Origin of the sequence: Paenibacillus sp. NPDC101420, from assembly GCF_050277435.1 — a bacterium.
Classification (GTDB): Bacteria; Bacillota; Bacilli; order Paenibacillales; family Paenibacillaceae; genus Paenibacillus_AQ.
In genome coordinates, this window is the sequence record NZ_JBNNSE010000001.1 from 751,578 (window position 1) to 775,897 (window position 24,320).

19 protein-coding genes and 1 pseudogene are annotated in these 24,320 nt (G+C 43.5%); 6 read left to right on the forward strand and 14 right to left on the reverse strand.

Going from position 1 to position 24,320, the window contains the following annotated elements; all coding sequences use genetic code 11:
- Window positions 1-31 precede the first annotated feature (31 nt).
- The 8 genes from ACQKMP_RS03565 to ACQKMP_RS03600 all read right to left on the reverse strand — a co-directional run bounded on the left by ACQKMP_RS03565 (window position 32) and on the right by ACQKMP_RS03600 (window position 8,512).
- Window positions 32-286: a hypothetical protein gene (locus tag ACQKMP_RS03565; protein ID WP_427468832.1), complete on the reverse strand. Its 255-nt coding sequence runs from the start codon at window positions 284-286 to the stop codon at window positions 32-34.
- Window positions 287-371: 85 nt separating this feature from the next.
- Entirely contained in the window at window positions 372-1,859 is a 1,488-nt protein-coding gene (rhaB, locus tag ACQKMP_RS03570) for a rhamnulokinase (protein ID WP_427468833.1), read from the reverse strand.
- Window positions 1,860-1,886: 27 nt separating this feature from the next.
- On the reverse strand, window positions 1,887-2,615 hold the full coding sequence (locus tag ACQKMP_RS03575) for a LutC/YkgG family protein (protein WP_427468834.1): 729 nt from the start codon (window positions 2,613-2,615) through the stop codon (window positions 1,887-1,889).
- Window positions 2,608-4,161, reverse strand: coding sequence for a LutB/LldF family L-lactate oxidation iron-sulfur protein (locus ACQKMP_RS03580; RefSeq protein ID WP_341127793.1), 1,554 nt, complete (start codon window positions 4,159-4,161; stop codon window positions 2,608-2,610). The genes ACQKMP_RS03575 and ACQKMP_RS03580 overlap by 8 nt, the downstream gene beginning before the upstream one ends.
- Window positions 4,158-4,886, reverse strand: coding sequence for a (Fe-S)-binding protein (locus ACQKMP_RS03585; RefSeq protein ID WP_427468835.1), 729 nt, complete (start codon window positions 4,884-4,886; stop codon window positions 4,158-4,160). Before ACQKMP_RS03585 ends, ACQKMP_RS03580 begins: the two co-directional genes overlap by 4 nt.
- A gap of 26 nt (window positions 4,887-4,912) precedes the next feature.
- A complete protein-coding gene (locus tag ACQKMP_RS03590) occupies window positions 4,913-5,671 on the reverse strand; it encodes a DeoR/GlpR family DNA-binding transcription regulator (RefSeq protein ID WP_042187090.1) in 759 nt (252 codons plus the stop codon).
- Window positions 5,672-5,711: 40 nt separating this feature from the next.
- Entirely contained in the window at window positions 5,712-7,781 is a 2,070-nt protein-coding gene (locus tag ACQKMP_RS03595) for a bifunctional aldolase/short-chain dehydrogenase (RefSeq protein ID WP_427468836.1), read from the reverse strand.
- A 227-nt stretch (window positions 7,782-8,008) separates the two neighbouring features.
- Entirely contained in the window at window positions 8,009-8,512 is a 504-nt protein-coding gene (locus ACQKMP_RS03600) for a GNAT family N-acetyltransferase (protein WP_339247171.1), read from the reverse strand.
- Between the two features lie 375 nt (window positions 8,513-8,887).
- On the opposite strand from ACQKMP_RS03600, the gene ACQKMP_RS03605 reads away from it, so the two are divergent.
- From ACQKMP_RS03605 to ACQKMP_RS03615, 3 genes and pseudogenes are all read left to right on the forward strand, one after another.
- Window positions 8,888-9,796: an alpha/beta fold hydrolase gene (locus tag ACQKMP_RS03605; protein WP_427468837.1), complete on the forward strand. Its 909-nt coding sequence runs from the start codon at window positions 8,888-8,890 to the stop codon at window positions 9,794-9,796.
- 50 nt (window positions 9,797-9,846) lie between these two features.
- A pseudogene (locus ACQKMP_RS03610) lies at window positions 9,847-10,692 on the forward strand (sugar phosphate isomerase/epimerase family protein).
- Between the two features lie 119 nt (window positions 10,693-10,811).
- Window positions 10,812-11,858 (forward strand): glycosyltransferase family 4 protein, encoded by a 1,047-nt coding sequence (locus ACQKMP_RS03615; RefSeq protein ID WP_042187080.1) that lies wholly within the window; start codon window positions 10,812-10,814, stop codon window positions 11,856-11,858.
- Between the two features lie 11 nt (window positions 11,859-11,869).
- Here the strand turns inward: ACQKMP_RS03615 and ACQKMP_RS03620 are convergent, their stop codons facing one another.
- Window positions 11,870-12,673 carry an AraC family transcriptional regulator gene (locus tag ACQKMP_RS03620; protein WP_081951089.1) on the reverse strand — a complete coding sequence of 268 codons (804 nt, stop codon included), beginning with the start codon at window positions 12,671-12,673 and terminating at the stop codon, window positions 11,870-11,872.
- 126 nt (window positions 12,674-12,799) lie between these two features.
- Here ACQKMP_RS03620 and ACQKMP_RS03625 point away from each other — a divergent pair, with 126 nt between their 5' ends.
- Window positions 12,800-14,143: a glycoside hydrolase family 30 protein gene (locus tag ACQKMP_RS03625; RefSeq protein WP_427468838.1), complete on the forward strand. Its 1,344-nt coding sequence runs from the start codon at window positions 12,800-12,802 to the stop codon at window positions 14,141-14,143.
- A gap of 108 nt (window positions 14,144-14,251) precedes the next feature.
- Here ACQKMP_RS03625 and ACQKMP_RS03630 read toward each other — a convergent pair whose 3' ends face one another.
- The 4 genes from ACQKMP_RS03630 to ACQKMP_RS03645 all read right to left on the reverse strand — a co-directional run bounded on the left by ACQKMP_RS03630 (window position 14,252) and on the right by ACQKMP_RS03645 (window position 19,452).
- The gene (locus ACQKMP_RS03630; RefSeq protein ID WP_340968856.1) at window positions 14,252-15,856 is read right to left on the reverse strand and encodes an extracellular solute-binding protein; all 1,605 of its coding nucleotides are present in this window, start codon (window positions 15,854-15,856) and stop codon (window positions 14,252-14,254) included.
- 45 nt (window positions 15,857-15,901) lie between these two features.
- Window positions 15,902-16,825, reverse strand: a complete 924-nt coding sequence (locus ACQKMP_RS03635) for a carbohydrate ABC transporter permease (RefSeq protein WP_042187073.1) — start codon at window positions 16,823-16,825, stop codon at window positions 15,902-15,904.
- A gap of 17 nt (window positions 16,826-16,842) precedes the next feature.
- On the reverse strand, window positions 16,843-17,766 hold the full coding sequence (locus ACQKMP_RS03640; protein WP_042187071.1) for an ABC transporter permease: 924 nt from the start codon (window positions 17,764-17,766) through the stop codon (window positions 16,843-16,845).
- A gap of 81 nt (window positions 17,767-17,847) precedes the next feature.
- Window positions 17,848-19,452, reverse strand: coding sequence for an extracellular solute-binding protein (locus tag ACQKMP_RS03645; RefSeq protein WP_076283055.1), 1,605 nt, complete (start codon window positions 19,450-19,452; stop codon window positions 17,848-17,850).
- A gap of 257 nt (window positions 19,453-19,709) precedes the next feature.
- Between ACQKMP_RS03645 and ACQKMP_RS03650 the strand changes: the two genes are divergently transcribed.
- Window positions 19,710-21,428, forward strand: a complete 1,719-nt coding sequence (locus ACQKMP_RS03650; RefSeq protein ID WP_076283056.1) for a sensor histidine kinase — start codon at window positions 19,710-19,712, stop codon at window positions 21,426-21,428.
- A gap of 18 nt (window positions 21,429-21,446) precedes the next feature.
- Window positions 21,447-23,057 (forward strand): response regulator transcription factor, encoded by a 1,611-nt coding sequence (locus tag ACQKMP_RS03655; protein WP_042187065.1) that lies wholly within the window; start codon window positions 21,447-21,449, stop codon window positions 23,055-23,057.
- Window positions 23,058-23,121: 64 nt separating this feature from the next.
- Here the strand turns inward: ACQKMP_RS03655 and ACQKMP_RS03660 are convergent, their stop codons facing one another.
- Entirely contained in the window at window positions 23,122-24,216 is a 1,095-nt protein-coding gene (locus tag ACQKMP_RS03660; protein WP_042187063.1) for a glycosyltransferase family 2 protein, read from the reverse strand.
- Between the last annotated feature and the right edge of the window lie 104 nt (window positions 24,217-24,320).

Genomic DNA, 24,320 nt, shown 5'->3' on the forward strand with positions numbered 1-24,320 from the left:
GAGCCTCCTGATCTTGTCTTAGTGATTTCATTTAGGGGTATTTTTCCCCTTCTTTTGCTCGTTTTCCGCTTTTTGCGCTCAATGATGGGGATTTATACCCTTCTTTTGCTCGTTTTCCGCTTTTTGCGCTCAATGAGGGGGATTTATACCCTTCTTTTGCTCGTTTTCCGCTTTTTGCGCACAATGAGGGAGATTTATACCCTTCTTTTACTCGTTTTCCGCTATTTACGCTCAATGTGGGGCATTTATACTTTTCTTTTACTCTTTTTCTGCTTTTTCCGCTCAATGTGGGGTATTTATACCCTTCTTTTGCTCATCCATAGCTATTTAATAGTCATCCCATATATTCTCGGTTACTTTATTAGTTACTCTTAAACGATCTGCAGTCGAGCAAACTCAGCTAATGCCGCGGTTTTTAGGAAAGAGTCCATCTCTTGTGGAATATAGATTGTTACATCAAATGAACGATATATAATTTCTCTTGCTTCTTTAATATCTGTGACTGTACCCACGCTGATCATTTGCATAACCACATTACCTAATGCGGTTGATTCCGTTGGTCCAGCATAAATTTCCATCTCTAGCAAATCGGCCGCAATCTGGCATAGCAATCCGTTGTTCGCCCCTCCGCCTACGATGTGCAGCCGCTCCCATTTTTCACCGGTCAATAGCTGAAGATCCTGAACGTAGAAATAATAAGAAAGAGCAAGACTGTCAAACACACATCTGGCAATCTCCCCTGGTGTCTTTGGTACCCACTGTCCGACTTCCGCACAATAGCTCTGTATCTCGCTGATCATGTTGGATGGATTCATGAATCGTTCATCATTGCAGTAGATGATGGATCTAAAAGGAATTTCTTGCGCTGCCAATTCTACCAGTTCGCCGAAGCTGTATTGACCACCATATTCCTCACGAACCTTTTGGATCAGCCACATCCCCATAATGTTCTTAAGAAAACGGAATGAGCCGAAGGCTCCCCATTCGTTTGTATAATTGCGCTCCATCGCTTCTGGACTTGTAATGGCTGAAGCTCGTTCCACCCCGATGAGTGACCAAGTACCACTACTGAGAAATCCCCATTTGTCGCTACTTGCAGGAACGCCTAGTACAGCTGATGCTGTATCATGTGTGGCAACTGCTATGAACTCACAATCTGGAAGATCACTCCGTGCCACCAAGTCATCAGTCAATCTGCCAATTCGTTCCCCAGGTTCCGTTAAGGGAGGAAACTGCTCTTTTGAAAGACCAAGCAGTGCCAGTAAATCAGTATCATAATCCCGAGTTTGCAGATTCAGCAGACCCGTGGTTGAAGCATTCGTGACTTCACTAATTCTTCGTCCCGTAAGCCGATAGTAGAGATAATCAGCGACTAACAGGATTGAATGTGCTGCTTCAAGATCTGCCTGATCATGCACAAACAGCTGGTACAACGTATTAATCGGGAGAACTTGTATCCCCGTCTTTCGGTAAACGCTTTCAGTTGATATATTGCGATGTACGCTTTGTACCGCTCCATCTGTTCGGGAATCACGATAAGAAAAAACTTCATGAATTCGTGTACCCTTCTGATCTAGAAGTACGTAATCCACGGCCCAAGTATCAATTCCGACGGTACAATGCTCAATTCCTTTTGACTTCGCCTTCTGCAAGCCTTTTACAATTTCAGCAAATAAATAATCGACGTCCCAATAAAGATTACCATTCTTCTCAGAGAACCCATTACTAAAACGGTGAATTTCTGTTAATGATAAGGTTCCTTCCGGTTCTTGCAAGGTTCCGCAAACGACTCTCCCACTAGAGGCTCCAATATCAATAGCAATATGATTCTGACCCTGTTTATGTGCCCCAGCATTCATTCTTAAACAACACTCCTTATCTCCTCATCAGCCTACCAGCAAGGCGAATACGATTCCAGGGCCATGCACACCTATCGTCAGATCATTCTCAATATCCGCTGAACGGCTAGGTCCAGAGATAAAGTGAATACCTGCGGGGAGACCCGATTGTCCCGCTTCATCAAAATCAATAAGCACCTCACCCAGACGAGTCTTCAGCCGCTCCAGCGGAACGATGGCAATTAATGCGGTTGGCAACAGGCTGACAGAGCGCCCTTTATCCGCAGAAGATAACACTGTAATAGAGCCTGTATAAGCAACTGCATAATCCGCGATCACAATCCCAATATCGGCTTCCGCCGCCCTAGCTTTCCATGCTTCTTGCATATCCGTATTCCAGACAGATACCCGCGAATCTACAAGTTCTTCTTCTAGCCGAAGTGCCGCAAGCTCAGCTACATTTTGCCGGAGAATATAACGGGCGAGCATATCACTCGCTTTATTGACGATAAAAGCTTTAGCTTCATCCATCGTTGCCATGCGAAACACATGTCCACCTGCACTTTGAAAATTCGCAGTAAATTGATCGATGCGTTCTTCTGGACTCCACTGGAATTCTTGCCAATAATCTGGAGCACCGCGAAAAGGATGTAACGGAGCCGCAGTCGTTCTTGGCCGCTTCAGGCGACGAGCGATATCGATCATGAATGCCTGCTGTTTCTCACGAGAATCATGGTCCATACGCTCCAGCCATTCTCTGTGCGTTTCCTCAGTCATATCCGGGCTCTCCTTTCAGTTCTTCCGCCTTCCGTTTCGCTAATAAATCTTCCATCCGTTTCTGTATCGACGGGTCCATCTCGCGACTATTTTTGTCTAACTCCTCCTGCAGCTCTTTCCAACTCTCGCGGAAGGATTCATCCGCCAGCTTCGGAGCGATCCGGTAGTTATTCCAGCCTTTCAGCGGCCCAAGCTTTGACGGAATTCCGCCGTCCCTCACAAGTAGCTTTTGTCCGATTCTACCTACTTTCATCACACTACTGAATCGCTGTGACTTCGCCATAATCGCACCAAAACCTTTCATGCCAAGACCTTCCGCTTTGTCTCCATAACCTCTCTCTACCTTACGTCGCCGTAAATAGATAAGCATATCATGCAGAGGGATTTTGACTGGACAAGCTTCATAACACGCACCGCATAGACTCGATGCACCTGCGATATCATCCCATTGATCTACATTTTTGTTCAGCGCTGGGGTCAACACTGCTCCGATCGGTCCGCTATAAGTTCCACCATAGGCATGACCGCCAATATGACGATAGACAGGGCAGGCATTCAGACAAGCTCCACAGCGGATGCAGTTCAATAGCTCCTGAAACTCTGGATCGCCGAGCTGCTCAGATCGACCATTATCAAGGATAATAATATGCTGCTCTTCCGGTCCGTCCCCATCATCCTTTCTACGGGGTCCTGAAATACCGGACATATACACTGTTAGCTTCTGGCCAGTTGCTGAACGAGGTAATAACGTAGCCATCACCTCAAGGTCGCTCCAAGAAGGAATAATCCGCTCCATCCCCATCAAAGTGATTTGCGTCTTTGGCAAGGTGGTGACCATGCGAGCATTGCCCTCATTCTCGAATAGCACCATGGAACCTGTCTCTGCAATTGCAAAATTGCATCCCGTCATCCCAATATCCGCTTCTAGGAATTTCTCCCGTAGCTTGCGCCGTACAAATCCTGCAAGGATTGTAGTCTCAGGCAAAAGCTCCTCCCCTGCCTCCTTGGACAACAGCTCAGCAATCTGATAGCGGTTCTTATGGATGGCTGGGATAATGATATGAGACGGAGTTTCTCCGGCAAGCTGGATAATATATTCGCCAAGATCTGTTTCAATCGTCTCCACGTCAATGGATTCAAGAGCCGTATTCAAATGCAACTCCTCAGTCACCATCGATTTTGATTTGACCACGGAAGCCGCTTGTTTTCGCTGTGCAATCTCTAAAGCAATCTTCACTGCCTCTTCACCCGTTGCCGCAAAATGAATATGCGTGCCGTTCGCTCTTGCATTGTCCGCAAATAGATTTAAGTAATAATCCAGATGAGCGATCGTATGCAGGCGAATTTGCCGCCCACGTTCGCGCCATTCTTCCCAGTGTCCATGATCGTTCGCCGCTTTCTGTTTCCCGTCACGCAGCCTTTCCGTAGTAAAGCGAACCGCCTTGCGCAAAAAGTCATTATTCAGCGCCAAGTCGGCACGCTCTTTTACCGTAGCTGGCTTCACATTAATCGATTCCGATTTAGTCTGAGCGGCATTCTGACTCATTGTCCACTCACCCCCTCATACAGTAGCTCTGCTAAATGCATGACTCGGACCGGTTTGTGGCGATAACGCAAATTCCCAGCAATATTCATGAGACAGCCCATATCCAGACCCGTTAAGACTTCTGCTTCCGACTCCAGCACATGATCTGACTTCTCGGTGACCATCGCCCCGGAGATATCAGACATCTTCACCGCAAAGGTTCCACCAAACCCACAACAGTCCTCAGCAAAAGGTAATGGCACTAGCTCCATCGCCTTCACATTCTGCATAAGTAACATAGGCTCATCACGAATCCCCAGAATCCGAGTGCCATGACAGGAAGGATGATAGGTAACTTTATGCGGAAATACGGCCCCAAGATCCGTTACGCCAAGCACCTGTACCATGAACTGGCTGAACTCATAGGATTTACGCTGCAAATTCTGCGCCTTGACCAAATTAATCGGATCATCCTGAAACAGTTTCGGGTAATGATGAAGCATCCCGGTGCAAGACCCGGAAGGAGCAATGACAAAGTCACTGTCTTCGAAAGCCTGCAAAATCGTAAGTGCAGCTTGACGTGCCTCATTCCAGTAGCCACTATTGTACGCAGGCTGTCCGCAGCAGGTCTGCACTTCGGGAAAATCCAGCTGCACGCCATATCTGGAAAGCAGACGTGCCATCGCTTCTCCGACCTTCGGGTACACAGCATCACTGATGCAAGTAATAAACATCGATACCTTCATGTCTTCACCTCCTGCAACACTATTTTCTACACGGTTGTTATTGCGATGTTCAGCTCCTGTAGCTGCTTTAGCTGTTCTGTGGCAGGGCTGTAATCCGTTATCACAACATCCAATTCACTAGTCGTGGCAACATGTGTGAACGCTTGAATTCCGAATTTGCTGGAGTCACAAAGTAGGATCACCTGCTCCGCGATAGAAATCATCTTTCGCTTCACCATCGCTTGCAGCTCATTCGATTCGCTGGCACCGCGTTCGAGATGAAATCCTTTGCAGGAAAAAAACATCTTATCCACGTGATACAACTCAAGCGAACGCTCGGCTAAATGACCAACAAAGGACATCGATCTGCGGCTCAGTTGACCGCCAGTTGAGATCACATCTATTCGTTCCTTCCCACTTAACTCCGCAGCTACCCTAATAGAATTAGTCAGTACAGTTAGTGGCATATCCGGCAAATGTGAGGCCATATACCATGCAGTTGTGCTAGCATCCAGCAAAATCCGATCTCCCGGCTTTATCATCATCACTGCTTCACGAGCAATCTGCTGCTTCTCCGCTGCGTTCATAATTTCACGTTCAGCATATGGCGTCTCTGGCTGACGATCACGTAGACTAACTGCACCGCCGTGCGAGCGTAGCAGCCTCCCCGCCTTTTCCAAGCGATCAAGATCCCGGCGGATGGTCTCCTCCGTCACTTGGCATAATGTACTCAGTTCCGAGACACGAATGCTGCCACGTTCATTCACTAGTTCTACGATTCTTTCATATCTGTCTGCAATCAGCATGGCTTCCCTCCGTTATATCTATCTATATTCCATCTTCAACTTATCTAGTAAAAGCTGCCGGCACTCCACCGTCAATCGTCAGCATGCAGCCCGTAGTCTTCTCTGACTTGGATGAAGCGAAAAAGGCCACCCCTTCAGCAATATCACGTGGATAAATATTTACAAGCAGTGTTGTGCGTTTACGATAATGTTCCTCTAGTTGATCTGGCTCAATCCCGTAAGCAGCAGCCCGTTCATTCCGCCAGTTCGAATTCCAAATCGCTGAGCCTTGTAGAATGGCATCCGGCAAAATGGTATTGGCGCGAATACCGAACTCTCCACCTTCAGCTGCAATACAGCGAGCTAAATGTGCTTCGAGTGCTTTGGCAGAACTGTAAGCCGATACGCTTTTTCCAGCAAATATAGAGTTCTTAGAGCCAATAAATACCATGCTACCACCGATCTTTTGCTCCTTCATCACCTTGAAGGCTTCACGTGCAACGAGGAAATATCCAGTTCCTAGCACGGAAATGTTCAAGTTCCACTCTTTTAATGAAGTCTCATCAAAAGGACTGGAAGTCGCAAGCCCAGCATTGTTCACAATAATATCTACTCCGCCATAAAAAAGTGCTGTATCTGCATAAGCTGCGGTAACTTGCTCCTCCTGCGTTACATCCATTTTAACAGCGAACGCACGATTCTCACCGTATTTATCGTTAATCTCCTCGGCAATTTTCTGTGCGCCCTCCAGATTGAGATCTGCTAGCACAACATGCGCCCCTTCGGACACTAGACGACGAGCAGTTTCGCTCCCGATTCCTCCTGCGCCACCAGTAATGAACGCAACCTTACGCGAGAATTCTGCTTCTGCTGGTGCCAGCGATAATTTATATAATTCCAAAGGCCAATATTCCACATTGTACGATTCGTTCTCACTTAGAGAGACGAAATCTCCCAATGCGGTAGCTCCGCGCATAACAGCAATCGCCCGGTGATACAAGGCGCCGCTAATTTTAGAGTTGCTCCAGCTTTTGCCTGTGTTGATCATTCCCACTCCGGGAATTAGAATCACACGCGGTGCGGCTTCGAACATTACATCTCCCTCATGCTTATTGCGATCGAAGTAAGCTTTATACTGCTCTTTGTATGCGGTAATCGCTTCGTTCAGCTTCGTCTTTAAACCATCAATATCACTGGCATTTGGTTCCCAATTCACAAATAGTGGCAGCATTTTGGTATGTACCAAATGATCCGGACAAGCTGCACCTACACTGGATAATTTCTCCGAGTTAACTCCACCTACAAAACGCAGCACATCCTCTGCGTCATCAAAGGTCAGTATCATTTTGCGCTCATCACTGACTGCGCCTCTAATCAATGGCATTACTGCAGCTGCTACAGCCCGCCGCTCTTCTTCAGGAAGCGCTTCCGATTTGCGACCTCCGAACAGATTCTCATCTTCAATTCTATCTTGGATGTAACGCTCTGCTTCATTAATGATAGAAATCGTCTTCGCGTAACAAGCTTCCGGCGTATCCCCCCAAGTCACGAGGCCATGCTTCTCCATCAACACCAATTCTGCTTGAGGATTAGCAAGTACGCCTTCAGCGATCATTTTGGATAAAGTGAACCCAGGACGAATGTAAGGCACCCATACGAAACGATCCCCATAGATTTCCCGCGCAATATCTTTACCGTTATGAGCACAGCATAAGCTGATAATCGCATCTGGATGCGTATGATCTACATGTTTGAATGGTAAAAAAGCATGCAGCAGCGTCTCAATTGAAGCACGCGGATGCTTAGGATCAATCATACAATTCGCGAGGTAAGCCACCATTTCCTCATCAGGCATTTCCTCCCGATCAAACAAAGGTGCAATATCCTCAAGCCGCAATCCGGTAAAATTGCCTGCTTTCATCGTAGCTAGGTCAGAGCCGCTACCCTTCACCCACATGACTTCAACCTCACGACCACGGAAATCTAATTCTATAGTTTTACTAGAGGTATTCCCTCCTCCAAAATTACAGACTCTACGATCTTCACCCAACAGATTGGAGCGATAGACCAGTGCATCCAGACCTCCGTTGATGACTTTTTCCCGTGCAGAATCCCATAAACTTTGTACCATTTGTGAATACCTCCGTTTTTGAATGTTTATTTTTTTGTTTATTTTTGTTTGTTTTGATTTTAATCTATTTGTTTGTGTTTGAATAGAGCGTTTTCAACAAAATTTAAAATTTATTTCACAAGTTAGACAATTCCTCCTTGGATGAACTGAAATTCCATTGCGAAAAAACAAAAAAAGAGTTGCCAATTAGCAACTCCTTCACCCCTACTATTCAGCAACGACTCGACTCATAAACTAATCCAGTAATTACATTTCCCATCCTCGATACCGCTAAGTATTCCTCTGTTTTCTTCAATAACCTTTCTCGAAGATACATTGTTCGGCTCACAAGTCAGCATGACCTTATCAATCCCCAGATCCGCAGCTTTTTTTAACAACTCTGCTAAAAAAATCTTGCCAAAGCCCTTTCCTCGTTCACTAGGCCTGATGCTATATCCGATGTGCCCACCTGATTTTCTTAATTGATCATTTAAGGAATGTCTTAGCTTTCCAACACCAACAGGATAAGAGTCAATCAGTAACCAATAGTTGGTTTGCGGGACATAGTTTGGTAGGAGATTATCGCCTCTTGAGAGTGCTATCCGATCTCTGATGAAATCAGGAAACTCACTGTAAGCCAAATCAAACCCATTGTTAACGAATCCATTCTCCCCAGGGCCGATCTCCATAATCATTTCAAAAATATCGCGTCCATCTGACAAACTAGCTTCCTTTAGCTCAATCAACATCATAATCCCCCCTAGAACACAAAGTTGCTTACCATATCAAAAAATTTTACTGCAAAAAAGAGCCCTCTGCATTATTTAATTGCACTTTCTACAACTAAAATTAACTTCAGTACGCCTGTCTATCGTTAAGTGTACTTTGTGCAACTAAATTCCCCCAATTAAGCTGTATCCGCTGATTTCCAGAGATATAGTTGTACAAAGTACATCTATATCACAATAACCGGAGTAAAGTAGCTGTTTAGTTGTATAAAATACACTTATCTGCTCCGCCCTCTTTTTCACAGTAATATTTCTATTTCTATCTCCTCCTTGCGAACTCTCGTAGTATACTAATTGGAATAAGATACAAATGTTTTATTTTGGATAAGGAGGTTTGAGATGGTAAATAGCTTTAAGAATGCCAAGGCGCAAGAACGAGTGTGGCACTCCTATGAGCAGATGATTGAGCAGTGGCCCATTCCGCTTGAGGAGCTCGATGTTCCAACCACATATGGACTGACGCATTGTATCCTTGCTGGTCAAAAGAATAATCCACCTTTACTACTGTTTCATGGTGTTGGTGATAACTCGGCGGTCATGTGGATCTTAAATATCGAGGAGTTATCGAAGCATTTTTATTGCATCGCGATTGATACTTTGGGTGGACCCGGAAAAAGCATACCTACCGAGCAGTTTAACAAACAGAAGTTTGAGCAAGTAAAATGGATTAATGAAATAGCGATGTATCTGAATATAGACGTCTTTAATATTGCGGGTGTGTCCAATGGCGCTTATATTGCTTTTAATTATGCGACCAAGCAACCGGACAAAGTGAACCGTGTCGTTTGTTTGGAGGGCGGGATGGTCACTGCACCGTTTAAAGCCATGATCCAAACTTTAATGATGATGTTCCCGGAGATTCTGATTCCAACGGATCGCAATTTACTGAAAGTTCTGAAGAAGTTAAGTGCACCTCACTCCCCTTTATTTGACAACCATCCAGCATTAGCTGCTCATCTGATCCTTTTAATGCGCACTCATAATCAGCAAGCTATGTTTGTGCATAAGCTTCATCCATACGATAAAAACGCTGCAGTCGCAGTTAGAGACAAGCTCTATTTTCTAGTTGGAGAACACGCGCTAAAACAATCGAAGGATTTCATAAATATTTTAGAAGATGGAAAGTTCTATTACCAAGTCATCCCCCATGCGGGACACGGGATTAATCATGAGCAACCGGATAGAGTAAACACTGAGATCATCAATTTCCTGATAGACGATAAGGATAAATCACTTGCATCCAGATGAAAGCGCTACTATTATGTTTGTAATTACACATACCTATCCTAGATAAGGAGATGATTTCCATCAGATACGGAACATTAGCGCATACATTTGGTTGTTTACCCCTCAAATCGTTGACAGCAACGCTTCAGATTTATGATATCGATTTTGTTCAACTTGCTTTATCCAAAGCTATTCAGGACATCGATACCTCCACAGGTAAATTAAGTCCAGGCCTCGCAAACTATATTGGCGAACAATTTGACAGAGCAGGTATACGTATCGGGGTGTTAGGCTGTTATATCAATCCCATTCACCCGGATCCTGTTATTCGGAGATTAGAAATAGATCGCTTTAAAGAACATCTTCGGTATGCCCGCCAATTCGGCGCCCCTATGGTGGCTACGGAGACGGGCGCACTGACTACTTTCCAAGCACAAGATCCGCTCCATTACGAAGAGATCGGCTGGGATATATTAAGGGCAACTGTACAAGAGCTTGCGGAGGAAGCTGAAAAATGAGGTGTTTTTCTCGGATTGGAGGGTGTCTGCACACATACTCTTTCTACACCAGACAAGATGCACCGCATCTTAGATGAAATCCCCTCTGGCAATATTGGGGTTGTCCTGGATCCATGCAATTTTATTGGTGACGCTGTAGATATGCAGGATCAAATTGTTGATGACGCCTTCAGGTTGTTCGGGGATCGGATCATTTTGGCGCATTTAAAAGACATCTATCAAGATGGAGAGAGAATTTACCACGGTAAGGCTGGTGGAGGGCATTTTCATACCGAAGCTTTCCTGAGCAAACTCCAAAAATATAAGCCCATGATCGACCTATCTTTAGAAGATATAACGAACCTCGAGATTAATGAGACCGTTGCTTTACTGAAGAATATTTCTCATATGGAAAAATAACGCTTTTCAAAATTAGCTAAATGGTACCTTTCTATGCGAGTTGAATAAAATAAGAAACAGAACGATTGAGTAACATCGTTTGACGATTAAGCCCTAACTTGGAAGGGACGGGATTACCGATGAGATTCACATTCCCTATTCTGACCTTATCTCATGGTGGAGCTCAACGCATGCTGGTAGAACTCGCCAATGGGCTAACAGCTATGGGGCATCAGGTTACTATCCTCATGCCTGTGGATGGGGTTGTTTCCTATGATGTCCGCTCCACCTTAATCCGTTCCACACATATGGAGCTTCAAGAACAGGACTATCCCATAGGCGATGTTATTGTTTCTAATTTCCATACGACAGTCCCTACCTCTCAAGCAGCTAGCAATCAAGGAAAAGGAATTCATGTAAGATTGTCATTATGTTATGAACCCCCCTTTTTACCAGATAGTTCGCTGTCGTTCCCTTCTTATCATGTCACAGAGCATCTAATTGTTTTATCGCATTGGCAGCAGGAGCTGATTCGTTTAAATCATGGGATCACAGGAAAAATCGTGCCCATTGGCATTAGCTCCTCCTTCAAGAATATGAATATCCGTTACAGTCTTCAGGAGCCTTTAAACATAACAGCTATATTAAGAAAAGCAGAACGTGGATTCTCATGGCACCGTGAGCAAGACTATCTTATAGAGCAGCTGGATCACGTGAAAAATCAATGTCCCAATGTAAATATTAACTTTATCAGTCCGCCCGACGAGTTCAACACTTCAGAAGTTCTCCAAAGAATGAAAGCTACTGGCAAATATCGATTCTTCACACCTGCTAATGATGAGGAGCTCTGTTACCATTACAACGGTGCAGATATCTTTGTTAGTTCTAGTATTTTTGATACGGGTTCTTTGCCGGGGCTTGAAGCCATGCGGTGTGGCGCAGCACTCGTCTGTGTTTATTCAGGCGGAAATATGGAATACGCAAATCACGAGAAGAATTGCCTGCTCTCCTATCGGTACGAGAATCGGCTTGGTGAAGATGTCATCCGCCTAATTCGAGACCCAAACTTAAGAACTAAATTAGCCGTACAAGGTGAAAGATCTTCCCTCAAATGGACATGGGCAAATAGTGTCAGGTTATTTGAGCAAGCGGTTAGGGACTTCTTGTTAAAAACTAGACGATCTTAAAATAGTGAAGGCTACTCTCTCTTACGATAGTTGCCTGGTGAGACGCCATAACGTTCCCGAAATACCCTGTGGAAATAGGTGTAGCTTCCAAACCCCGTCTCCTCTGCTATTCGCTCTAAGGTATAATTGGTGTTGTCCATTAATCGAAGTGCCATAGCAAGCCGAATTTGCCCAGCATATTGCATAATAGAGTAGCCGAATTGAATTTTGAATACATGTACGGCCCTCGTTACACTAATTCCGGCATGGGCAGCTACATCCTTTAGCCTGATTTCTGATGTAGCATGCTCCTCTACATAACTCTTCATCTTAAGCCCGTGTAACAGTGAGGCTGATGATGATGCAGGTGCTTCTTCCATTGCCCGATCTAACAGCAGACATAGCGCTTTAAACAGCGCCTCAAGTATTTCAGAGCTACCCCCATCTAGTCTTCTATTCTCCAGATCAAGCTGTTGCCATATACTTTGCAGCTTGCCATCATCCGCAATTCTAACCTTCTTCGGTCTTTCGCGCAGGTTCCACCACTGATCCACCCATTCCCCTGTACACATTACAAAATAGTCCACACTATGTCCCAGCGGACTCTTCTTTTCCCCGATTCTCAGATCATATATATCTTGAGGCTTAAATAATAACAGATCACCAGGCACCACGGATACCATGTCCCCATCGATCAGTACTTCACACTCCCCTTCTGCTTGCAGCCTGATGATATAGGTATCCAGCCCACTGCGATATAATTGCCGAAAAGGCTGAGTATGGCGAATAAAGCCGCATAGGCTTATTTGGACACTATTAGTTTTTATAGCATTCACTCCTCTTCTCTAAGTAGTCGATGACCAGATCGTTGAGGTTCTTAGCCATATTGTTTCTTCAAAGAGCAGTGAATCTCCTTCTATAATAAAGACAGAATTTATATGTACAGGAGGTTACCAACCACTATGAGTAAAATTGTCCGCGTCATTCAAACAGCAAAAGAAACTACCGACCGTCTGACAGAAAAAGACCCTCTGATCTTCCTCCCCGATACATCAGGCGTCGAATCAGAGCTCATCAATATTTATGATGATCTGGAGTATCAGGAAATGGAAGGTTTCGGTGGTGCACTTACCGAGGCTTCTGCTGTTACCATCGCTAAACTAAGTGAAGCTAAACAAAAAGAAATCATCGACGCTTATTTTGATCCTGAGCACGGAATTGGGTATACCCTTTGCCGCTCGCATATCCAGAGCTGTGACTTCTCACTCGGCAACTATGCTTATGTAGAAGAAGGCGATGCAGAGCTCCGTTCGTTCGATATTTCCAGAGATCAAGAGTCAATTATCCCCCTAATCAAAAATGCTGCAACAGCTGTTGGTGAAGATTTCCGTTTGTTCTCCTCTCCTTGGAGTCCGCCAGCTTTTATGAAAACGAACGGTCAAATGAACGGTGGTGGAGCTCTTAAGCCTGAATACCGTGAGGCTTGGGCCAACATGTTCGTAAAATATATTCAGGCTTACGCAGCTGAAGGCATCGATATTTGGGCTGTTAGTGTTCAGAATGAAGCGAAGGCTGTTCAAATCTGGGATTCTTGCCTTTATACTGCCGAAGAAGAAAAAGATTTTGTTCGTGATTACTTGGGACCTGCCTTGGAACAAGCCGGTTTGGCTCATGTAAAGGTTATGATCTGGGATCATAACAAGGAGCGCGTGTATGATCGTGCCAAGGTTGCTTTTGAAGATCAAGAAGCTTCCAAATACATTTGGGGAATTTGCTTCCACTGGTACTCCGGAGATCACTTCGAAGCCCTATCGGCCGTTCATGATCGCTTCCCAGACAAGAAGCTGTTCTTCAGTGAAGGCTGCCAAGAAGGTGGCGTTCATCTCGGCTCATGGAACACAGGCGAACGTTACGGCCATGATATCATTGGTAACCTGAACAACTGGATGTCAAGCTGGACGGACTGGAATATTGTCTTGGACGAGCAAGGGGGCCCTAACCATGTAGGTAACTACTGCGATGCTCCAATTATTGGAGATACGAAAAACGATGAAATTATATTTGAGAGCTCCTTCTATTACATCGGGCATTTCAGTAAATACATTCGCCCAGGTGCTAGACGAATTGGGCACTCTAAATATACTGATAAGCTTGAAACAACGGCTTTCCGTAACCCAGATGGCACCATTGCTGTTATCGTTATGAACCGCACGGAACAAGAGCTTCCTTTCACCCTGCGCTTCCATAACAACTTGGCTGAGAACATGATTCCGGCTCATGCCATTCAAACCCTGCTAATAAAGTAAAAAGAATAAGGAGGTTCTCTTTATGCCACTCGCAAAGAGAGAACCTCCTTTGTTTAAATAAGTGAAATAGGATGTTACAGCCTAGCCGTCAGTATTTCACATAATACTCTATTCTACATTCACATAACGACTGTAAGCATCGGTACGAATTTTAACCAGCTTCTCCAGTCCCATTCCCCGCAGCTGTTTCACATAATCAGCCCAGCCCTCGTCAATTTTACCTGTAATTATAAACTGAGCACGCATTGTATTGACATAACTATCGATGTCCGTAGTCAAAGTCGGCAGCAGCTGAAACTCTTCAGCGGTGTACATTACATCAGGGAAAGGTGGCGTTGTATAATCGCTTCCCAGCTTATCGAGCTGCAGCTTCAGTCCATCTCCGGTTTTTGGGTTTAGAAAGATGGATTTTTCAAACACTGGACTGACATATTTCGGCCCGAAATCCCGGAGTGATTGATCCCAATACCAGGCATCAGCACTGGTACCCATCGGTGGGTCCATCAATGTATAAGAACCGTTAATATTTTTCTTAATAACGGTGTCTATCGCTCCCCAGAAATTTTGAATGCTTGCTTCATTGGTGTAGAACTGATCAGCCCAGCGGGCAGCAATCTCTGGGTATTTGCAAGAAGTGGAAATTAGCAGCTCGTTGCGCTCCAGATTCATTCCATACGGATTTCCTATGGTGTAGCGCTTACCATCCGGTCCTGCAATCGGAGGAATCGTGATATATTGATCACTCCATTTGCCAAATACGGCATCCGGCGTCCACTGATACGAGAATCCTACGATAGGAGCATCCGGATTAAGAAACTTGGCTGATCTCATCGTTTCATCTTGCGTGAATAATTCTTTATCAAGCAAACCTTCGACAAACAATTTATGCTCCCATTTGAGCCCTTCTTTGTACGCCTCTGAAACAGGGTAATATACCGCATTTCCGTCCTGGACGACCATAAAGTTATTGTTCAGATCCGTGATTCCGAAAGGACTGATAAGATCATTACTTACTTCGATAACAGGTATCTCATCCAGCCTTCCATTCCCATTAGGGTCACGTTCTTTAAATGCTTTTAGCACGTTGTATAAATCATCAATCGTATCGGGAATCTTCAATCCCAATTTATCCAGCCAGGTTTTGTTAATCACGGGTTGGCGTGAGCTTTTAGGACGTAAAGGTAATCTTGCAGGCAAAGAGTAGATTTTCCCATCAGGAAAAGCACTGATTTTTTTCAATTCAGGCTCTTCCTGCATGGCTGCTTTGAGGTTAGGCATATAGCTTTCGATATAGTCATCAAGCGGCCTGAATAAGCTTAAATTATTGACGATATCCGAATCTCCGAAGGTCTCACTCCCTAAAATGATATCTGGAAGTGTACCGCTTGCCAGCATAATGGACTTCCGCTCACTCCAATCATTAGCAGACATCACCTGCCATTCGATTTTGACATTCGTATTTTTTTCCAAATCCTTCAGCCATTGATTCTGGATAAAGTTATCTCCCATGCTTCCCCACCGAACCGTTAGAACCTTCAGCGTCATGGGCTTATCCACGATTGGCAAACCTTCTTTATGAAATTGACCCGGATCAGATTCAACAGAGTTTACCCCTTTATCCCCTTTACAGGCTGTAAGGCTAGCAAGCAACGTTGTAACTAGAAGAATGACGGTGATTGTTCTATTGATACTGTTTTTGGGTTGCTTTTTCATTACGGTCTTGCTCCCTCACAAATGTTAGTTGAAAAGTAGAAGAGCTTATTCCTTCACTGCGCCGATCATTACCCCTTGGTTAAAGTATTTTTGCACAAATGGGTATACACACATAATTGGAACAGTTGCTACGATAATAACCGAATACCGCATCATATTTGCGAGCCGTAACGCGATTTGTGCGGCTTCTCCGGTCCCCATACCAGACTGCATCTGATTGGTAATCAGAATATTTCGCAGGATCAGCTGCAAAGGATACATATTAGGATTTTTCAAATAAATCAAGGCATTAAAATATGAATTCCAATAACCTACAGCGATCCATAAACCTAACACTGCAATAATAGCCTTCGACAACGGTAGAACTATCTGTGCAAAATAACGGAGATTGCCACATCCATCAATTTGCGCTGCTTCCCATAAATCGCCCGGAATACTAGTCTGGAAAAAAGTTCGTGCCACTATGATATTAAAAACTCCAACTGCGAAAGGAAGTACCATTACCAAGAAAGTATCATAGAGATGGAAATCACGAACCGTTAAAAAAGTAGGAATCAACCCCCCGTTAAAGAACATTGTAAATATGAAAAACAGCGAAATGTATTTCCGCCCCACAAGGTCCTTTCTTGACAACGCATAGGCAGCTGAAATATTAACTACTAAACCGATTGCAGTCCCAACCACCGTGTACAGGATGGTATTCCAATACCCGATCCAAATATTCTCATGACGAAGTAGCTCTTTATAACCATCAAAAGTAAACCCTTTAGGAAATAACCAAACTTGACCTCCAGCAACCGCAGAAGGATCACTAAACGAAGCAATGACGATAAAATACAGCGGATAGATCAGGATGATTAGAAAAATTGCTGATATAACGTACATCACAATTTCCATTATAGTATCTGAGGAGCGATTCTTCTTTATTTTTCCTACATTTCCTTTAGTCGCTGTCTCTAAACCTCCCATTTCAATGCTCCTCCCTTCTACCACAAGCTATTTTCGCTTAATTTTTTAGAAATCTGATTGACCATGATCAATAAAATAAAATTAATGACCGTGTTGAACAGGTTGATCGCCGACGAAAAGCTATACTGACTGCTGAGCAGACCAATTTTGTAGACATAAGTAGACAGAATTTCACTTGAAGTGATGTTCAAGTCATTTTGCATTAAGTACACCTTTTCAAATCCAACCCCTAGCAGTCCCCCGACCCGCAGGATAAGCAATGTTATCGCTGTTGGCATCAGCATCGGAATATCGATGTAACGAATTTTATGCATCCGACTTGCGCCGTCTACGGTTGCAGCCTCATACAAACTAGGATCAACAGCAGAGAGAGCAGCGATAAAGATAATGCTGTCCCAGCCGACATGCTGCCACACATCCGACCAGACGTACACACTGCTGAATAATCCGGCAGAGCCCATTAGATCAGGAGCTTCTTTTCCAAAAAGACTATATACATTGCCCAGTAGTCCGGTGCTAGGTGAGAACAGAATCATCATTAAGCCCACCATAACTACGGTTGAGATAAAATGTGGCATATAGGATACCGTCTGAAAAAACCGTCTAAAACGGTTTGGTCTCATCTGGTTAACCATCAGCGCAAGTATAATCGGAATCGGAAACGTAATCAGACTGTACACACTGATAATTAGCGTATTTTTGATCGTTGCAGAAAATTGATAGGAATTAAAAAACTTCTCGAAGTATTTGAATCCGGCCCATGGACTTCCGCCTATTCCCAACGCCGGGCTATAATCCTTAAAGGCAATGAGCACCCCATACATGGGTTTATATGCGAATAATAACGTAAGGACTACTGCAGGAAAAAGCAACGTATATAAACCCCAGTTTTGTTTGATTTGTCCGAGTTTCCGACTCAAATGAATTGGATCAGATTTCATAACATCCCCTCCTTATTAAAAATAGAGAATGCTACCCCACAAATTTATGTAGGGCAGCACCTTTTTCGAAAGACGAATAGGTTATTTCACACTCATATAACGACTGTAAGCATCTGTGCGAATCTTAACTAATTTTTCAAGCCCCATTTTATTAAGCTGTTTGACATAATCATCCCAGCCTTCGTCAATTCCGCCTTTGCTAATAAATTGAGCGCGCATTGTATTCACATAACCGTCGATATCCGTGGTCAAGGTTGGCAGCTCCTCGAACTCATCGGAGGTATACATAACGTTAGGGAAAGGCTCTGTTACATATTCACTACCCAGCTTATCCAGCTGCAGCTTCAGTCCATCTCCACTTTCAGGATTAAGAACGATTTTCTGTTCAAAGGACGGGCTCACATATTTTGGTCCGAAATCTCGAAGAGACTGATCCCAATACCAGGCATCTGCGCTGGTTCCAGCTGGTGGATCCATCAATGTATAGGTGCTGTCATCATTCTTCTTAATTACAGTTCCAATCGCACCCCAAAAATTCTGAATGCTCGCTTCGTTCGTGTAGAACTGATCTGCCCAACGCGCAGCAACCTCTGGATACTTACTCGAAGTAGTAATCAGCAGTTCATTACGGTTAAGACTCATCCCAATTGGATTACCGATTGTATAACGCTTACCATCCGGTCCGGCAATCGGTGGAATCGTCACATATTGATCGCTCCATTTACCAAACACAGCGTCCGGGGTCCACTGATACGTAAAGCCTACGATTGGAGCATCCGGATTTTGGAACTTCGCCGATCTCATCGTATCATCCTGAGTGAATACCTCTTTATCTAATAAACCTTCCGCATACAATTTATTTTCCCATTTAAGGCCTTCTTTGAACTCCTCCGAAACAGGGAAATAGATCGCTTTTCCGTCCTTGATGATCATATTGTTGTTATTCAAGTCGGCAATTCCGAAAGGACTGATCAAGTCATTCCCAATTTCAATAAAAGGAATCTCATCTTGTTTGCCATTTCCGTTTGGATCTTGTTCTTTGAAAGCTTTAAGTACGTTGTATAACTCATCAATCGTTTCAGGAGCCTTCAGGCCCAATTTATCGAGCCAAGTTTTGTTAATCACAGGCTGACGAGAGCTTTTTGGACGCGATGGAAGTCTTGTTGGCAGTGAATAGATTTTCCCGTCAGGAAAAGTGCTGATTTTTTTCAACTCAGGCGTTTCTTCCATGGCCGCTTTAAGATTTGGCATATTTTTTTCAATATAATCATCTAACGGCCGGAAAAAGCTTAGATTATTAACGATATCAGAATCTCCGAAGGTTTGATTTCCGAGGATAATGTCTGGAAGTGTACCGCTAGCCAGCAGAATGGACTTCTGTTCGGCCCAGTCATTGGAGGACATCACTTGCCATTCGATTTTGACATTTGTATTTTTCTCCAGATCCTTCAGCCATTGGTTCTGCGTAAACGTGTCTCCCATGCTTCCCCAACGTACGGTCAGCACCTTGAGTGTTACAGGCTCATTAACAATTGGCAGACCTTCTTTGTTGTAACTGCTCGTCTCACTAGTTGCAGCATTATTCCCGTCTTTTCCACCGCAGCCAGCAATACCAAATACCATAGCCGCCGCCAGCAGACCCACAGTCCATTTCTTTGCCGTCTTTTTCTTACTGTGTTGACTCATCCTCTTAATCCCCCATTTCAATTAATCAAAGATTATCTGAATAGCTTAATCATAACGTCTTATTTTTTCGTATTCCGGACCCTTTAAGACGGTTATCCAGACCTTTGAATCCGCTTACAAAAAACACAAAATCAAAAGCCTTCGCTTGAAGGGACTTAATAACAGTATCCCGACTTCTGTATGTGCTTTCCGGACTTTGCGGTAAATCGCTAGCGAGTTCTCCTGTATTTTTCCTGCAGAGGTCTTATAATGATTTTATGAACAAAAAAACAGCGAAGCACAAAACCTACCCCATTCGTCATTATATAAAAGTCATGATGGCAGTCTCGTTCACAGTCCTCATTCTGGATTTAGCGATCAGCATTACTTCCATTTCTATCGTTAAGCAGCAGTCCACTCGAAATTTACAGGATACTGCGGCACTCTACATTAATCGTATCAATCATGATTTCGCTTACATTAATCACTATATGGGCTGGACGCTTGGGAACGATGAGAGCTTGCTTGCGATGAATACTTACGGGGTCAACAGTATCGAGTTCTTGAAGGCAAATGATAATCTGCATAAACGCTTTACCGAGCTGCAAAAAAACTACGGACATGAGTACAACTTTTTCTACTATTTGAAAAATGAGAACTACTTTTTAAATTGTGCACCGATCAGTGTGACCTATACGGATTACAGGCAGCTCAAAACGAAGATTATTTCTTATATTGATGATAAGGAGATGTATGAGAAGTTTTATTCCAAATGGACGCCTATCCTTGTTAACAACCACTACTACGTAATTAATATCGTTCCTTATTACAATCGTTATTTAATTGGACTGATCTCCGCCGATAATCTGATCCGTCCTCTACGCCAAATTAATCTGGGTGCCAATGGTTATGTTTCTCTCGTAGATGAGAATGAACAGCCTTTATCGAGTCCCATATCGAACAGCGGAAAGCTGATAACGGAAGAGAGAGGCTTCTCTAATCTTTTGCAATCGCGTACAACAATCAACAGCGCCTTCTCGGACACCACCTTCAGCACTAAAATGGTCATTAAATATGGCATATTCGAAAAAATAATCATTGCTCAGCTGCTTATAATGTTACTCTTCTTCATTGTCACTTCCACTTTATGCATCGTCCTGCTGTTTTTCAAGAAAAGAGTACTAGGCCCGATTCAAAGCTTCTCTGAGAACCTTGCTTTCATTAATGAGGCTGGGCAACCCGCAGATTTCAAAAGCAGTGAGATTATAGAGCTGGAACAAGCAAACACACAGTTTAAAGATTTAGTTGATCAAATCAAAACCTTCAAAATCGCTATGTACGAGCAGGAACTGGAGAAGCAGCGGATACAACTGGATTATATGAAGCTACAGATCAAGCCCCACTTTTTCTTAAATTGCCTGACTAGCATCTATAGCATGGCCCAAATTGAAATGTATAAAGAAATTGAGAATATGACGTTATCTACGTCGAAATATTTCCGTTATATTTTTCAAAATGGAGAGAATTTTGTCCGGCTGGAGGATGAAATTGAACATGTCCGAACCTATCTAGAGATTCAAAAGCAACGATATCAGGATGCATTTATTTACAATATTGAGCAAGAGGATCAGGCAAGCTGTGTGGAAATTCCGCCATTAGTGCTGCAAACCTTCATTGAAAATTCTATTAAATATGCGATTTCACGAGAACATGAAGTAGAGATCAGGCTTACAGTCCAGCGATTACGGATTGAAGAGGAAGACATGCTCGTTATCCAGCTCACCGACACCGGTCCCGGTTTTCCACCGCAAGTGTTAGAGAAGCTTAATCTTGGTGAGCCCTTGGATCAAAGCAACGGTATGCAGATCGGTATTATGAATACGCTTAAACGGCTGGAATATCTCTATTTAAAAAGAGCAACTATCACCTTTTCCAATTTGGAGAGCGGCGGCGCTAGTGTAATCTTATCTCTTCCGGAGCTTCCTAAAAAAATCTAAATGAATGGAGAGCTAACTATGAATGTACTGCTTGTTGATGATGACTTTTATGTTATTGCTGCATTGCAAAAGAGAATAGATTGGGAATCGTTACACATTGATACTGTCTATACAGCAAATAATGTCGCTCAGGCACGTGAAATAATAGAAAAGCATTCTATTCAAATTCTAATTTCGGATATTGAAATGCCTCAGGGCAGCGGATTGGAATTACTGGCATGGATTCGCGAAGGGAATTATAGTATTCAGACTATACTTCTTACTAATTATGCGGATTTCAACTATGCCCAGAAAGCGATTGAATTGCAAAGCTTTGAATATTTTCTGAAGCCCATCGAATTTGATAAGCTGATGCTGATTATCCATAAGGCTGTCACACAGGCTAAAGAGCAGCAAAGAAATGAAAAAGCCATTCAAGGCGGTTACTTTTGGCAAAAAAACCAAGCGAAGATTCTCGAGCATTTTTGGCGTAAGTTGGTTAGTGGAAGCACATCATTTCCGATTAAATTAGCGGACATCACCCTTGCCATTGAGGAACAGAACCTCTCCTATCAAATGAGTGACACTCTGCAGCCTTTAATCTTTAACCTATTTCCTTACAACGGCAGTATGGGAAAAGAAGAGAAGGATCTTTTTGATTTTGCTCTGCTGAACGTATTATATGAATTGTTACAGAGTCCTTGCTTTACCATCGAGAGTATTCTGGAATATAAAGATTATAATTGGATCGCCATATTAAAATGGAATCAGACACCCGACACGTCCTTGCTTGAAGAATTATGCTCTTCCTTTATTCAAAAGGCGATTCCTTATTTAAAATGCGACGTCTGCTGCAATATTGGTTTATACGATAAACTGAATCATGTGGGGAATGTTCTGAAACAATCGCTTCGCATGGATGAGGAAATTACGAGATGCAGAAATCAGACTTTTTTAGTGGAAGCCTATCTCTATCAAAATAAAACTGGCTATACGCCACCGGATCTTGTCTATTTGGAAGAGCTGCTGAACCAGAATCAGTTTACTACTTTTCTTGAGGAAGTTACGAAATCTCTAAGGGTTATGCTTAACAATAGAACTCTGGAGACCTCTGTCCTTAGCTTGTTCCGCTTAGATATTGTTCAGCTAGTCTATTCATTTCTCAACCTCAAAGGGATACGGTCACACAAACTATACTCCGGCAAAACTAACGATAAATTATCCTTGCACTCTCTGAACTCGATCGAGGATATGGAAGAATATCTTAAATATCTAGTGACTACAGCGATGAAATACCGTGAGTTTGCCGCACAGACCAAATCCGTCGCGGAGGAAATCAAACAATACATTCATTCGCATTACGGTGATGATCTGACACGAAATGATTTGGCCGAAATTGTCTACCTCAATCCTGATTATCTGGCAAGAATATTCAAACGAGAAACTGGTGTTTCATTAGGCAGCTACGTCATCCAAGTTAGAATCGCGGCTGCAAAGCATCTATTGGAAACCACAAATATGTCTGTTTATACTGTCGCAAACAAGGTTGGCTATAACAACTACTCCTATTTCTCTAAGCTGTTCAAACAAGAGGTTGGACTCCCTCCCAACGATTACAAAAAAGAACAACAATACAATCCAGCATATTAAAAAGAGGGTGTCTTAACGACGAAAACCCCCAGAGTCAAAATCATGACTACTGGGGGCATTTTTGTTAAGCTTGAATCGCTACATATTTGTCGCCAAGCAGATTTTTAAAATAAGTGCGGTTATATAACATGCTAGGATGGGACGGATAAAAGTTCAACGCCGTTTCATTATGATGATTCGCTAACTCGTGTTGGCCAAGGCGATCATAACAGAGTGCCAATTGGAGATGCGGCAGCCAGGTATAAAAAATCCCATTTTTCATCCCCATCGAATCGTTATCCCGTGGCAGCTGTATCGCAAGCTCATACCAGTATGTTGCTGGGTGCAATTGACCCTTTTCCAATAGAAGGGCCCCAAGTCGGCAGCAGAACTCTGAACGTGGTTTATCGTACTGTAACGTTCTGCATAATGCTTCATATGCACCGTCTTTATCCCCCAGCCGTTCCCGGCATTCGGCAAGCCTTAAGCAAGCTTGAAAATTATCTTCTATCCAGCCCTGTCCACCCGCCAAAAACAGCTCGTAGTATTTGCAAGCCTCTTCATTTATAGCATGATCCCTTAATTCATTCGCATAATAATACTGATCCCTTGGAGAGAATGCTTCACCCTCGGCCACTCTTTTTTGGTAAATCCGCAAATTACGGTCTGTATATTCCTTATCCTTCTCATGGGTAATACAGACATCGCTACTAAAGGAAGGGCCACTTACCTCTAGATATTCATGTACTGGGCCAATCCATTGAAAATTGCAGCTCCGGCGAACTAGCCGATTCCGACGCAAGCTAGCTGTGACATTCCCCGCCTCGTCAAAAGCCAAATTATACTGCATGTTCACGCTGTGAAAATGCCCTGGCAGAATCTCCTTTAGCTTTTTAAACAGAATCTGATCCGCTTCCTTTATATAGTCATCCGCATCCAGCCACAAAATATACTCCTGAGTAGCTTTACTGAAGGCAAAATTACGTGCGGCACTAAAGTTATCGATCCATTCAAAATCGTAAATCACAGCTCCGTAGGACATTGCGATCTCTTTAGTCTTATCCGTCGAGCCTGTATCCACGATAACCACTTCATCTACAAGATTTGCAACGCTAGACAAACATTTATGCAGGCTTTTTTCTTCATTTCGTACAATCATACATAAACTAATCGTGACCATACTCGCCCTCCTAAGCGTTTTGTTTAAAATTTCTTTCTATATTGATATGCAGGGTTAGTGAAATGGAATCCTACACTTGCTTTTTAGAAAGACTTAGGTGCTAT